The organism is Burkholderia sp. AU30198 (genome assembly GCF_020419825.1).
Classification (GTDB): domain Bacteria; phylum Pseudomonadota; class Gammaproteobacteria; order Burkholderiales; family Burkholderiaceae; genus Burkholderia.
The window spans coordinates 85247-98508 of the sequence record NZ_JAIZSA010000004.1; the positions used below are offsets into that span (position 1 = coordinate 85247).

The 13262-nt window shown below is 66.6% G+C and carries 9 protein-coding genes; 7 read left to right on the forward strand and 2 right to left on the reverse strand.

Going from position 1 to position 13262, the window contains the following annotated elements; translation table 11 throughout:
• Positions 1–120: 120 nt before the first annotated feature.
• Complete coding sequence (locus LGN19_RS11385) at positions 121–2037, forward strand: potassium transporter Kup (protein WP_226214675.1); 1917 nt, start codon at positions 121–123, stop codon at positions 2035–2037.
• A 109-nt stretch (positions 2038–2146) separates the two neighbouring features.
• Here the strand turns inward: LGN19_RS11385 and LGN19_RS11390 are convergent, their stop codons facing one another.
• On the reverse strand, positions 2147–4471 hold the full coding sequence (locus tag LGN19_RS11390) for a Tex family protein (RefSeq protein WP_226214677.1): 2325 nt from the start codon (positions 4469–4471) through the stop codon (positions 2147–2149).
• 160 nt (positions 4472–4631) lie between these two features.
• Between LGN19_RS11390 and LGN19_RS11395 the strand changes: the two genes are divergently transcribed.
• The 3 genes from LGN19_RS11395 to LGN19_RS11405 all read left to right on the forward strand — a co-directional run bounded on the left by LGN19_RS11395 (position 4632) and on the right by LGN19_RS11405 (position 7982).
• A complete protein-coding gene (locus LGN19_RS11395; RefSeq protein WP_122945542.1) occupies positions 4632–5384 on the forward strand; it encodes a hypothetical protein in 753 nt (250 codons plus the stop codon).
• A 77-nt stretch (positions 5385–5461) separates the two neighbouring features.
• Complete coding sequence (locus LGN19_RS11400) at positions 5462–5677, forward strand: YdcH family protein (protein WP_006755091.1); 216 nt, start codon at positions 5462–5464, stop codon at positions 5675–5677.
• Positions 5678–5732: 55 nt separating this feature from the next.
• A complete protein-coding gene (locus LGN19_RS11405; protein WP_174959278.1) occupies positions 5733–7982 on the forward strand; it encodes an ATP-dependent DNA helicase in 2250 nt (749 codons plus the stop codon).
• Positions 7983–8101: 119 nt separating this feature from the next.
• Here LGN19_RS11405 and LGN19_RS11410 read toward each other — a convergent pair whose 3' ends face one another.
• Positions 8102–8926 (reverse strand): outer membrane protein assembly factor BamD, encoded by an 825-nt coding sequence (locus LGN19_RS11410; protein WP_043188314.1) that lies wholly within the window; start codon positions 8924–8926, stop codon positions 8102–8104.
• Positions 8927–8967: 41 nt separating this feature from the next.
• Here LGN19_RS11410 and LGN19_RS11415 point away from each other — a divergent pair, with 41 nt between their 5' ends.
• The 3 genes from LGN19_RS11415 to LGN19_RS11425 all read left to right on the forward strand — a co-directional run bounded on the left by LGN19_RS11415 (position 8968) and on the right by LGN19_RS11425 (position 13248).
• Positions 8968–10176 carry an RluA family pseudouridine synthase gene (locus LGN19_RS11415; RefSeq protein ID WP_226214679.1) on the forward strand — a complete coding sequence of 403 codons (1209 nt, stop codon included), beginning with the start codon at positions 8968–8970 and terminating at the stop codon, positions 10174–10176.
• A gap of 6 nt (positions 10177–10182) precedes the next feature.
• On the forward strand, positions 10183–11022 hold the full coding sequence (pgeF, locus tag LGN19_RS11420; protein WP_226214681.1) for a peptidoglycan editing factor PgeF: 840 nt from the start codon (positions 10183–10185) through the stop codon (positions 11020–11022).
• Positions 11023–11382: 360 nt separating this feature from the next.
• On the forward strand, positions 11383–13248 hold the full coding sequence (locus LGN19_RS11425) for a PHA/PHB synthase family protein (RefSeq protein WP_226214683.1): 1866 nt from the start codon (positions 11383–11385) through the stop codon (positions 13246–13248).
• Positions 13249–13262: the final 14 nt, after the last annotated feature.

Consider the following 13262-nt stretch of genomic DNA (forward strand, 5'->3'; position numbering starts at 1 on the left):
GATTGCATGCGCGGCGTGGATCACGTGGTGACAAGGCAACAGAGCAGGGCGGCGTTTCACGGGGGCGCGAGTAGAATAGCGCTCGTTTTGTCCGACCCGGACCCGATTATTACGCTTCATATGAACGACACGATCCAAGCGACCGACGCAGCACACGCGCCGCATTCGACGCAACAACACTCGATGCGGGCGCTAGCGATAGCAGCCATCGGCGTCGTGTTCGGCGACATCGGCACCAGCCCGCTGTATTCGCTCAAGGAGGCGTTCAGCCCCGCACACGGCATTCCGCTCACCGAAGGATCGATCCTCGGCGTGATTTCGCTGTTGTTCTGGGCAATCATCCTGGTGGTCGGCATCAAGTACCTGCTGTTCGTGATGCGGGCAGACAACAACGGCGAAGGCGGCGTGCTTGCGCTGATGGCGCTGTCGCTGCGGCCGCTCAACTCGAAATCCCGTGTGACGGGTGCACTGATGGCGCTCGGCATCTTCGGCGCCTGCATGTTCTACGGCGACGCGGTGATCACGCCGGCGATCTCCGTGATGTCGGCGGTCGAGGGTCTCGAAATCGCGACGCCGCACCTGTCCCACCTCGTACTGCCGATCACGATCGTGATCCTGATCGCGCTGTTCTGGATCCAGCGTCACGGCACCGCACTGGTCGGCAAGCTGTTCGGCCCGATCATGGTGGTGTGGTTCGTCGTGATCGCGGCACTCGGTGTGTACCACATCGCGCGCGTGCCGGGCATCATGGCGGCCATCAACCCGTATTACGCGGCGTCGTTCATGGCCGATCACCTGCTGCAGGCGTACGTCGTGCTTGGCTCGGTCGTGCTGGTGCTGACCGGCGCGGAAGCGCTCTACGCGGACATGGGCCACTTCGGTGCGAAGCCGATCCGCATCGCCGCCTACGGGCTCGTGATGCCGTCGCTCGTGCTGAACTACTTCGGCCAGGGTGCGCTGCTGATCCAGAACCCGAAGGCGATCGAGAACCCGTTCTTCCTGCTGGCACCCGATTGGGGGCTGCTGCCGCTCGTCGTGCTGTCGACGGTCGCGACCGTGATCGCGTCGCAGGCGGTGATCTCGGGCGCGTATTCGCTGACGTCGCAGGCCATCCAGCTCGGTTACGTGCCGCGCATGAAGGTGCTGCATACGTCGGAACTCGCGATCGGCCAGATCTACGTGCCGGTCGTGAACTGGCTGCTGCTGTTCGTGATCCTCTGCATCGTCATCGGCTTCAAGAGCTCCGACAACCTCGCGGCCGCGTACGGCATCGCGGTGACGGCGACGATGGTGATCACGACCGTGCTCGCCGCGGTCGTGATGGTGAAGGTGTGGAACTGGAACCGGCTGCTGGTCGGCGCGATCATCGCGGTGTTCCTCGCGGTCGACCTCGGCTTCTTCGGCGCGAACCTGCTGAAGGTCGCGCAGGGCGGCTGGCTGCCGCTCGGCATCGGCGCGCTGCTGTTCTTCCTGCTGATGACCTGGTACAAGGGGCGTCACATCGTCAAGGAGCGCACGGCGGCCGACGGTATCCCGCTCGAGCCGTTCCTGCAGGGACTGCTCGCGCATCCGCCGCACCGCGTGTCGGGCACCGCGATCTACCTGACCGGCAACGACAAGCTCGTGCCCGTCAGCCTGCTGCACAACCTGAAGCACAACAAGGTGCTGCACGAGCGAACCATTTTCCTCACGTTCGTCACGCGCGACATTCCTTACGTGCGCGATGACAAGCGCCAGACCTCGCGCGATGCGGGCGGCGGGCTGTACATCGTCAGGGCCGAGTACGGTTTCAACGAGACGCCGGACGTGAAGGCGGTGCTCGAGGAATTCGGCCGCACGCACGACATGACGTTCGAGCTGATGGATACGTCGTTCTTCCTCGCGCGCGAAACGGTCGTGCCGACGCATCTGCCCGGGATGTCGATCTGGCGCGAGCGCGTGTTCGCGTGGATGCACCAGAATGCCGCGAAGCCGACCGACTTCTTCTCGATCCCGGCGAACCGCGTGGTCGAGCTCGGGACGAAAATCGAGATCTGACGCGCGGAGTGGTGCGCGGGCCGTCCGTCCGCGTGCTGCGTTCGCCGCAGCCATAAAAAAGCCCGCCTTTCGGCGGGCTTTTTTGTACGTCGCGAAAGCTTGCGCGTGCTCAGCGCTTCAGCTTCGCGAACGCCGCGGCCATCGCGCCGGCCGGCTCCGGCTCGCGCGAACGCTGCGGGCGGGCGGCGCCGCGCCCCGCGTTGCCGCGATCCTGGCCGCCGCGCGACGACATGCCGGGCGCTGCCGCGTCGTCGTCGAGGCGCATCGTCAGCGCAATGCGCTGGCGCTTCACGTCGACGTCGATCACCTTCACCTTGACGACCTGGCCGGCCTTCACGACTTCGTGTGGATCCTTGATGAACTTCGTCGACATCGCGGACACGTGGACGAGGCCGTCCTGGTGGACGCCGATGTCCACGAACGCGCCGAACGCGGCGACGTTCGTCACGACGCCTTCGAGCGTCATGCCTGGCACGAGATCCGACACCTTCTCGACGCCTTCGCGGAACGTCGCGGTCTTGAATTCGGGGCGCGGATCGCGGCCCGGCTTCTCCAGTTCGGACAGGATGTCGCGCACCGTCGGCAGACCGAAACGTTCGTCAACAAATTCCGTCGGGGACAGGCCCGACAGCGCTTCGCGGTTGCCGAGCACGTCGTCGATGCGCTTGCTGATCTTCGCGAGCATCCGTTCGACGACCGGATACGCTTCCGGGTGCACCGACGAGCGGTCGAGCGGATTCTCGCCGCCGTTGATGCGCAGGAAGCCGGCGGCCTGTTCGAAGGTCTTGTCGCCGAGGCGCGGCACCTTGCGCAGGTGCTCGCGCGACGGGAACGGGCCGTTCGCATCGCGGTAGTCGACGATGTTGCGCGCGAGCGTCGCGTTCAGGCCCGACACGCGGGCGAGCAGCGGGGCCGACGCCGTGTTCGCGTCGACGCCGACCGCGTTCACGCAATCCTCGACGACCGCGTCGAGCGAGCGGGCGAGTTCGCGCTGGTTCACGTCGTGCTGGTACTGGCCGACGCCGATCGCCTTCGGCTCGATTTTTACGAGTTCGGCGAGCGGGTCTTGCAGGCGGCGCGCGATCGACACGGCGCCACGGAGCGACACGTCCATCTCCGGGAATTCCTTCGCGGCAAGCTCGGACGCCGAGTAGACCGATGCGCCGGCTTCCGACACGACGATCTTCTGCAGGCGCAGCTCCGGGTGTTTCGCGATCAGTTCGCTTGCGAGCTTGTCGGTTTCGCGCGATGCGGTACCGTTGCCGATACTGATCAGCTCGGCTTGCGTCTGCGCGGCGATGCGGGCGAGTTTCGCGATCGAGCCGTCCCAGTCGCGGCGCGGCTCGTGCGGGTAGATCGTGTCGGTCGCGAGCACCTTGCCGGTGCGGTCGACGACCGCGACCTTCACGCCCGTTCGCAGGCCGGGGTCGAGACCGATCACGGCCTTCGGGCCGGCCGGCGCGGCCAGCAGCAGGTCGTTCAGGTTGCGCGCGAACACGCGGATCGCTTCCGTTTCGGCCGTTTCGCGCAGCTGCGTGAGCAGTTCGTTCTCGATGTGCGGTTGCACCTTCACGCGCCAGCACCAGCGGCATACGTCGGACAGCCATTTGTCGGCCGGGCGGTTCTGGTTCGCGATGCCGACATGGCGCGCGATCATCGCCTCGCCGGGATGCGGCACCTGCGCGTCGAGCTCTTCGCCGAGGCCGAGCTTGACGGTCAGCACGCCGGCGTTGCGGCCGCGGAACAACGCGAGGGCGCGGTGCGATGGCACGGTCTTGATCGTTTCCGCGTAGTCGTAATAGTCGCGGAATTTCTCGCCTTCCTCGTTTTCCTTGCCCTCGACGACGGCCGACGACACGACACCCTGGTTGTGCAGGTAGTCGCGCAGCTTGCCGAGCAGCTCGGCCGTCTCGCCGAACTGTTCGGACAGGATGTCGCGGGCGCCGTCGAGCGCGGCCTTCACGTCGGCGACGCCTTTCTCGGCGTCGACGTACGCGGCTGCCTCGGCCTGCGGGTCGAGCAGCGGATTCGCGAGGAGCGCCTGGGCGAGCGGCTCGAGGCCAGCCTCGCGGGCGATCTGCGCACGCGTGCGGCGCTTCGGCTTGTACGGCAGATAAAGGTCTTCGAGCACCTGCTTGCTGTCGGCCGCGTCGATCGCGGCGCGCAGTTCGTCGGTCAGCTTGCCCTGTTCGTCGATGCTCGACAGGATCGTCGCGCGGCGATCCTCGAGTTCGCGCAGATACAGGAGGCGCTCCTCGAGCTGGCGCAACTGCGTGTCGTCCAGGTTGCCGGTCACTTCCTTGCGGTACCGGGCAATGAACGGAACGGTCGAGCCTTCGTCGAGGAGTTGCACTGCCGCCGCGACCTGGCGCGGCTGGACGGACAGTTCGGTGGCGATGCGCTGTACGATCTTGAGTGCTACGGTTTCCGTCATGTCGTGGATGATCTGCCTGCTGAAATCGCGGCGCGGGCCAGCAGGCCCGAAGCGGCGGGCTGCGTGGCGGGCCCGACGGGCCAGATGCCGCGGGTGAGTGAAGCGGGGCATTTTGCCATAAATGGCGGAGCGCCCAGCCGGGGGTGATAGAATTTGACACATGTCCCGCAGCTTTCCTACGACGTTGCCAACTTCCCGAATTTCTCTCGTCGCGCTCGGCGCAGCGCTCGCCGCGGCTTTGTCTGTGGGGCCTTCCGGCGCGTTCGCGCAGGCTTCGGGCGCCACCGCGCCGGCCGCCGCCGCGGCTGCGCCCGTGACGGCCACCACCGCACCGGATTTCGACGCCCGTCAAAAAGTGCTCAATCAACGCACCGCGGAAAACGATTATCGTTATGCGGTGGCCGAGCACGATTGCTACAGCAAGTTCTTCGTCAATCACTGTCTGGGCAAGGCGCGTGAGCAGATGCGCGACGAGCGGGCGAGCATCCGCCAGGAGCAGCTCGCGCTCAACGACGAGCAGCGGGCGGTGCGCGCGCAGCAGCGCGACCAGCAGCAGGCGCTGAAGGCGGCGCAGAACGCGGCGGAAGCGCCGCAGCGCGCGGCGAACGACGCGGCAAACGCGGCTGCGTTCCGCGACAAGCAGGAGCAGAATGCGCTGAAGCAGGCGCAACGCGGCGCGGAAGCGCCGCAGCGCGCGGCGAGCAAGCAGGCATACGACCAGAAGCAGGGCGACTTCCAGCGCAAGCTCGACCAGGCGCACCAGCAGGCCGCGCAGAAGGCGCAGGAGCGGGCGGACAACGCCGCGCGCTACGAGCAGAAGCAGAAGGAAGCCGTGCAGCACAAGGCCGATGTCGAGCAGCGTCAGAAGGAAGCGGCCGAGAAGGCGCAGCAGAAGCAACAGCAGGGGCAGTAACGTGTTGGATTGATCCGGAATCAGTCTCGTGCGCGCTGGCACGCCAGCCGGCGCGCTGCTTCGATGAGGAGGCAAGTATGCAAAACCGTCCCACGGAACAGCAGCAGGAATTGCACAACCGTTTGGCTGCATTGCAGGAGCAGCACCAGCAGCTCGCTCGGGAGATCGAGCTGAAGGAAGGACACTCCGACATCGACGACATCACGCTGCACCGCCTGAAGAAGGAAAAGCTGGCGGCCAAGGACAAAATCATTTTGCTGCAATCGCAGCTGGAACCGGATAAGCGCGCCTGAGCGCGGCCTGGCAAGCGCCGGCGCCGCCCGGGCGCTGGACACAGGAACGCTTGCCTTGAATTCACCGCTTGAAGCCACCCCCGATGCTCGGCGCGACGTGTCGTCCGCCGGGCGCGCTCGTGCGCCCGAAGGCACCTTTGAGCTGAGCCGCAAGCGTGTCGACGAACTCGACACGATCTTCGGTGAAGGCGGGTTGCTGGCGCGTGCGCTCGACGGCTATCGGCCGCGTACGTCGCAGATCGAGATGGCGCGTGCCGTCGCGTCCGCGATGGAAGCGTCCGCGCGCCGGATGCCCGAGCCCGAGATCTTCGAAACCCGCAAGCGGCCGGCGCGTCGCCTCGGCGACGGCGACAAAACGGCCGAACCGGGCGCAGACGCCGCAGCAGCAGCCGAGCCCGACAGCGACGCCGGCGACAACACGCTGATCGTCGAGGCCGGCACGGGTACCGGCAAGACCTATGCGTACCTCGTGCCCGCGATGCTGTGGGGCGGCAAGGTGATCGTGTCGACCGGCACGAAGCACCTGCAGGACCAGTTGTTCGCGCGCGACATCCCGACCGTGCGCAACGCGCTCGCGGTGCCGGTGTCGGTCGCGATGCTGAAGGGCCGTGCAAACTACCTGTGCCACTACTACCTGCAACGCACGGCCGACAACGGCCGGTTGCCGTCGCGGCAGGATACGGCCTATCTGCAGGAAATCGTCCGTTTCGCGAAGATCACGAAGAGCGGCGACAAGGCCGAGCTCGCGAGCGTGCCGGAAACGGCACCCGTGTGGTCGATGGTCACGTCGACGCGCGACAACTGCCTCGGCCAGGAATGCCCGCATTACAAGGACTGCTTCGTGATGCAGGCGCGGCGCGAGGCGCAGCAGGCCGACGTCGTCGTCGTCAACCATCACCTGTTCTTCGCGGACATCATGCTGCGCGATACGGGAATGGCCGAACTGCTGCCGAACGCGAACACGGTCATCTTCGACGAAGCGCACCAGTTGCCGGAAACCGCGACGCTGTTCTTCGGCGAGACGCTGTCGACGACGCAGATTCTCGAGCTCGCACGCGACACGGTGGCGGAAGGGTTGAGCCATGCGCGCGACGCGGTCGAGTGGGTGAAGCTCGGCGGCGATCTCGAGCGCGCGGCGCGCGACTTGCGTCTTGCGTTCGCGAACGACCAGATCGTCCGCATGTCGCTCGCCCAGCTCGGTGACGATCACCCGATGTTCGGCGCGCTCGACGCGCTCGAGGCGGCGCTCGACGCTCTGGCGTCGGCGCTTGCCAGCCAGGCCGAACGGGCGGAATCGCTCGGCGCGTGCCTGCGGCGCGCGCGCGAACTGCAGGATCTGCTGGCCGGCTGGGTCGCGCCCGGAGCGACCGAGGCGGCCGCGAAGGCCGACGCGGCGGCGGCTGGCGACAAGGCGGCATCCGACGGCGATCCGAACGAGAAGGTGCGCTGGGTCGAAGTGTTCGCGCACACCGTCCAGCTGCACGAAACGCCGCTGTCGGTCGCGCCGATCTTTGCCAAGCAGCGCGCGGGCGTGCCGCGTGCGTGGGTGTTCACGTCGGCCACGCTGTCGGTGCGCGGCGATTTCACGCACTACGCGGCGCAGATGGGCCTCAGCTCGCGTCGCTCGATGACGCTCGCAAGCCCGTTCGACTACCAGTCGCAAGGGCTGTTGTACGTGCCGCGCAACCTGCCGCAACCGTCTTCGCCGGCGTTTACCGATGCCGTCTTCGACGCCGCGCTGCCGGCGATCGAGGCGTCCGGTGGCGGCGTGTTCATGCTGTGCACGACGCTGCGCGCGGTCGACCGGATCGCGTCGAAGCTGCGCGACGTGATCGAATCGCGCGGCTGGAACACGCCGCTGCTCGTGCAGGGCGATGCGAGCCGTACCGAACTGCTCGACCGTTTTCGTGCGTACGGCAACGCGATCCTGGTCGGTAGCCAGAGTTTCTGGGAAGGCGTCGACGTGCGCGGCGATGCGCTGTCACTCGTCGTGATCGACAAGCTGCCGTTCGCACCGCCGGACGATCCGGTGCTGGCCGCGCGGCTGGACGCACTGACGAAGAAAGGGCTGAGCCCGTTCGCCGTGCACCAGTTGCCGCAGGCCGTGATCACGCTGAAGCAGGGTGCGGGCCGGTTGATTCGCGCGGAGACGGATCGCGGCGTGCTGATGATCTGCGACACGCGGCTCGTCGACAAGCCCTACGGGCGCCGGATCTGGCAGAGCCTGCCGCCGTTCAAGCGGACCCGCGAGATCGCGGTCGTCCAGGACTTCTTCGACGAGCACCGTTCGGCAAAGCGCACGTGACGGCCGCGCGGCGATCGTCGCGCCATCGCACCGGCGCCGCCTGAATGCGGCGCCTATAAAAAACCCGGCTCGATGGCCGGGTTTTTCGTTCGTGCAGCGGATGCTGCACGGTGCGTTCGTCAGAACTGCCACCACGACTTCTTCGTGCCGGGGCGCGAGTGGCCCGTGACGTACGGGCTGTCGGGGAACGTGCCTGCGAGCACGCGCTTCGTGTCCTCGGCGAGTTGCGGCTGGTTCAGCTTGCCGTACGACAGGATCATGATGTGCAGCGCGTCCTCGATCGCCGGAGCGCCCTTGTAGTCCTTGATCGCGAGCTGCGCACGGTTGATGGCCGCGACGTAGGCGCCGCGCCGGTAGTAGTAGTCGGCTGCGTGCACTTCGTGCGACGCGAGCGCGTTGACGATGTAGCGCATCCGTGCGGCGGCGTCGGGTGCGTACTTGCTCTTCGGGAAACGGTCGACGACGACCTTGAACGCATCGTACGATTCGCGCAGTGCCTGCGGATCGCGCTCGCTCATGTCCTGGCCGGAGAAGCGGCCGAACAGGCCGAGATCGTCGTTGAAGTGGATCATCCCCTTCAGGTAGTACGCGTAAGGGATATCCGGATGATCGGGGTGGAGCTGGATGAAGCGATCGACGGCCTGGTCGGCGGCGGCCGCTTCGTTATCCTTCCAGTTGCAGTATGCAACGTTGATCTGCGCCTGTTGCGCGAAATGGCCGAACGGATCGCGGCCTTGCAGCGATTCGAAATATTTCGCGCACTTGCCCCAGTCGCCGCCGGACAGCGCGTCCTGGGCCTCTGAGTATAATTTGTTGTTCGACCAGGTAGCCGTCTCGTCCTGCTTCTGCGGCAAGCCGTGGCAGCCGGCGATGAGGGCCGCGGCCGCAACCGCCGCAGCCCGGGCGGCGACGGTGATGGCCGTGCGTTTGGTCGAATTCATCATGCTCGCATGTCCTAGCTTCAAGTCTCGGTGACCCAGTCTAAATGACCCGTTCAAGTTCGCAGAATGCCCAGCCGGGCACACCAAATCGCGAAGATTATAGCCCAAGCGATCGGCCCGCCGACGCTGCGTCGGGGGATTCCCTCGATGACGATCTGACCGGCGACGCAATGCAGCCGCCCGTCGTGCCGTCCGCGGCGGTCGATGAGGCGCCGCGCGTCGTCGAAGTGCCGCTGTCGCTCGCGGGCGAACGCCTCGACAAGGCGCTCGCCCAACTGTTCCCCGAATTCTCGCGCAGCCGCCTGCAGAGCTGGATCGAGGCGCAGCGCGTGCTCGTCGACGGCGCGCCGGCCAAGATCCGCCAGCCGGTGCCGCTCGGCGCGAAGATCGAACTCGTGCCCGACCTGCTCCCCGAGCAGCTCGCCTTTACGCCGGAGCCGGTGCCGCTCGACGTGATCTACGAGGACGACGCGCTTGTCGTCATCAACAAGCCGGCCGGCCTCGTCGTGCATCCGGCCGCCGGCAACTGGAGCGGCACGATCCTCAACGGGCTGCTGCATCGCTATGGTGGCGCGGCGGCCGGCCTGCCGCGTGCGGGGATCGTCCACCGGCTCGACAAGGAAACGTCCGGCCTGATGGTGGTGGCGCGCACGCTGGCCGCACAGACGGATCTCGTGCGCCAGCTGCAGGCCCGCACGGTGAAGCGCCGCTATTTCGCGCTCGTGTGGGGCACGATGCCCGAGGAAGGCACGATCGACGCGCCGATCGGCCGCGATCCGCGCGAACGCACGCGCATGGCCGTCGTCACGGGCGCGTCGGGCAAGCCCGCGCGTACGCATTTCCGCACGGTTGACACATGCCTGTGGCAACGTCAGCCGGTTTCGGCGATCCAGTGCGATCTCGAGACCGGTCGCACGCACCAGATCCGCGTGCACTGCGCGCACGCCGGGCACCCGCTGCTCGGCGATCCCGTGTACGGCCGCGCGCGTGGCAAGCGCTCGGTCACGCCGCTGCCGGACGGGTTCGCGCGACAGGCGCTGCATGCGTGGCGGCTCGGTCTCGTGCATCCGGTCACGGGCAAGGCGATGCAATGGCGCTGCCCGCTGCCGGACGACATGAACGCACTCGTCGCCGCGCTCGGCTTCGGGCAGGGCGACGAGGAATTCGACGACGATGACGGTGTCTACGACGATGACGATTTTGGCGGCGAGTATCAGGATGACGAGTCGTACCTGGACGATGAGGAGGAGTGAGTGCCGATGACGAACCTGGCGCCGCTGACGTGGCAGGACTGCGTACAGCCCGACTGGCAAGTGTCGCCGCGCGTGCGCGCGCTGATCACGACGCGTGACGGTGGGGTGAGCGAAGGCCCGTACGGGCGCTGGCAGGGCGGAGACGCGCTGCCGGGCGGGATGAATCTCGGCCTGCATACCGGTGACGACCCGGCCCATGTCGCCGGGAATCGCGCGCGCCTGCTCGCGCTGGCAGGCCAGTCGAGCGCTGCCTGGCTCGAGCAGGTTCACGGCGCGCAGATCGTGCGCGCGGACGAGGTGATCGCGGCGGCGCCCGCGGCTGCGGCGCCGGTGCAGGCCGACGCGAGTGTCACCGACCGGGCGGGCGCCGTCTGCGTCGTGATGGTCGCGGATTGCCTGCCCGTGCTGCTGTGCGACGCGCAGGGCCGCGCGGTCGGCGCCGCGCATGCGGGCTGGCGCGGGCTGGCGGCCGGCATCGTCGAGCAGACCGCGGCGCGTGTCGCGGCACTCGCGGGCGGTGCGACGGACGCGCTTCATGCGTACCTCGGGCCGGCGATCGGGCCGCAGGCGTTCGAGGTCGGCGCCGACGTGCGTGACGCGTTTCTCGACACGGCCCCGCAGTCGGAGCATGATGAAACCCGGCTTGCGTTCGTCGCGATCGATGGCACGCCCGGCAAGTTTCTGGCCGATCTCTATGCGCTTGCGCGCCTGCGTCTCGCGCGTGCGGGCGTGGCGCACGTGAGCGGCGGGACGGCCTGCACAGTTACCGAACAGGCGCGCTTCTATTCGTACCGGCGCGACCGCGTGACGGGTCGCATGGCGGCGGCGGTCTGGCTGGCCGATTGACGGGATGCGCATGCGCGTGTGGTTTGTTGCGCCGCAAAATCGGGTTATCTCGACATTTAGGCGGTCATGCCGCGCGGCATGCGCGATTGAATGAAAAATCGCAAAGTCAAGTCGGCCAAAATGTTTTATGTTTCGCCGGAACCCTTGTCCCGTCTGTTGCGCGAGGATTATCTCCGTGCGGAAATGGTCAGTGGTTTGACATGGCGCTTCACATGGGGAAAACGATAATGATAAAAATACCGCACTGCGGCAGAATCTGGAGACGCCTCTCCAGAGCATGACGGCCCGGCTCGCCGCCGGCATGCCGCGCGCGAGCAGGATTTCACGATAGACGCTCACGAATCACCGGTAAGGCAGGTAATGACAGCATCGAAAAAATCGTCGACGTCCGCTCAGGCGGGCACTTCCACGGGCAGCATTGGTTTCGATCCGGCCGCCCAGCCGATGCAGCAGATGTTCGAGTCGTGGTTGAACGCGTGGCGCGGTTTTGCAGATCCGGCACGCGCCGCGACTGCGTCGGCCACCGTAAATCCGTTCGCAACATTCCAGTTTCCGACATCGTTTCCGTTCCAGGTGCCGTCGATGCCCGATCTCGGCGCGATGGCATCGCCGTTCGCCGGGCTCAAGCTGCCGGCCGCCGCGATTCCGCCCGAGCGGCTGCAGGCGCTGCAGGCCGACTACGCGCGCGATTGCATGGCGCTGATGCAGCAGGCGGCCGCCGCGAAGCTCGAGTCGCCCGAGCTGAAGGACCGCCGTTTCAGCGGCGATGCGTGGAAGGCGTCGCCGGCGCATGCGTTCGCGGCTGCCTGGTATCTGCTCAACGCGCGCTACCTGCAGGAACTGGCCGACGCGCTTCAGGCCGATCCGAAGACGCGCGAGCGCATTCGTTTCACGGTCCAGCAATGGACGGCCGCGGCCGCGCCGAGCAACTTCCTCGCACTCAATCCCGACGCGCAGAAATCGATCCTCGACACGCAGGGCGAAAGCCTGCGGCAGGGGATGATGAACCTGCTCGGCGACATGCAGCGCGGCAAGATTTCGCAGACCGACGAATCGCAGTTCGTGGTCGGCAAGAACCTCGGGTGTACTGAAGGTGCGGTCGTCTACGAGAACGACCTGATCCAGCTGATCCAGTACACGCCGAAGACTGGCGAGGTGTTCGAGCGGCCGCTGCTGATCGTGCCGCCCTGCATCAACAAGTTTTACATCCTTGACCTGCAGCCCGAGAATTCGCTCGTCGCACACGCGCTGTCGAACGGTCATCAGGTGTTCCTCGTGTCGTGGCGCAATGCGGACGCATCGGTCGCGCACAAGACGTGGGACGACTACATGAACGAAGGGCTGCTCGCCGCGATCGACGCCGTGCAGCAGGTCAGCGGCCGTGAGCAGATCAACACGCTCGGCTTCTGCGTCGGCGGCACGATGCTCGCGACCGCGCTCGCGGTGCTCGCCGCGCGCGGCGAACATCCGGCTGCGTCGATGACGCTGCTCACCGCGATGCTCGATTTCACCGACACCGGCATTCTCGACGTATTCGTCGACGAGGCGCACGTGCAGATGCGCGAGCAGACCATCGGCGGCAAGAACGGCACGCAGCCGGGGCTGATGCGCGGCGTCGAGTTCGCGAACACGTTCTCGTTCCTGCGGCCGAACGACCTCGTGTGGAACTACGTCGTCGACAACTACCTGAAGGGCCGCACGCCGGCGCCGTTCGACCTGCTGTACTGGAACAGCGATTCGACGAGCCTGCCGGGCCCGATGTACGCGTGGTACCTGCGCAATACCTATCTCGAGAACAAGCTGCGCGAACCGGGTGCGTTGACCGTATGCGGCGAATCGGTCGACCTGACGCTGATCGACGTGCCGACCTTCATCTACGGCTCGCGCGAGGATCACATCGTGCCGTGGCAGACGGCCTATGCGTCGACGTCGATCCTGTCGGGCCCGCTGAAGTTCGTGCTCGGCGCATCGGGGCACATCGCGGGCGTGATCAATCCGCCGGCAAAGAAAAAGCGCAGCTACTGGGTCAACGACAGCGACCTGCCCGAGTCGGCGGACGCGTGGTTTGCCGGTGCGGCCGAGCAGCCGGGCAGCTGGTGGACGACCTGGGTCGAATGGCTCGACCAGTACGGCGGCCGCAAGGTGGAGCCGCCCGCCCAGCCCGGTACCGCGCAGTTCCCGGTGATCGAGTCGGCGCCGGGCCGTTACGTGTTGCAGCGCGATTGACGAAAACCGGACAG

What these genes read in the sequence shown, in the direction of transcription:
- LGN19_RS11390 (WP_226214677.1), bottom strand. Translation starts at nt 4,471, where the DNA reads ATGACGGAAACCGTAGCACTCAAGATCGTACAGCGCATCGCCACCGAA.
- LGN19_RS11385 (WP_226214675.1), top strand. Translation starts at nt 121, where the DNA reads ATGAACGACACGATCCAAGCGACCGACGCAGCACACGCGCCGCATTCG.
- LGN19_RS11395 (WP_122945542.1), top strand. Translation starts at nt 4,632, where the DNA reads ATGTCCCGCAGCTTTCCTACGACGTTGCCAACTTCCCGAATTTCTCTC.
- LGN19_RS11400 (WP_006755091.1), top strand. Translation starts at nt 5,462, where the DNA reads ATGCAAAACCGTCCCACGGAACAGCAGCAGGAATTGCACAACCGTTTG.
- pgeF (WP_226214681.1), top strand. Translation starts at nt 10,183, where the DNA reads ATGACGAACCTGGCGCCGCTGACGTGGCAGGACTGCGTACAGCCCGAC.
- LGN19_RS11425 (WP_226214683.1), top strand. Translation starts at nt 11,383, where the DNA reads ATGACAGCATCGAAAAAATCGTCGACGTCCGCTCAGGCGGGCACTTCC.
- LGN19_RS11410 (WP_043188314.1), bottom strand. Translation starts at nt 8,926, where the DNA reads ATGATGAATTCGACCAAACGCACGGCCATCACCGTCGCCGCCCGGGCT.
- LGN19_RS11415 (WP_226214679.1), top strand. Translation starts at nt 8,968, where the DNA reads ATGACCCGTTCAAGTTCGCAGAATGCCCAGCCGGGCACACCAAATCGC.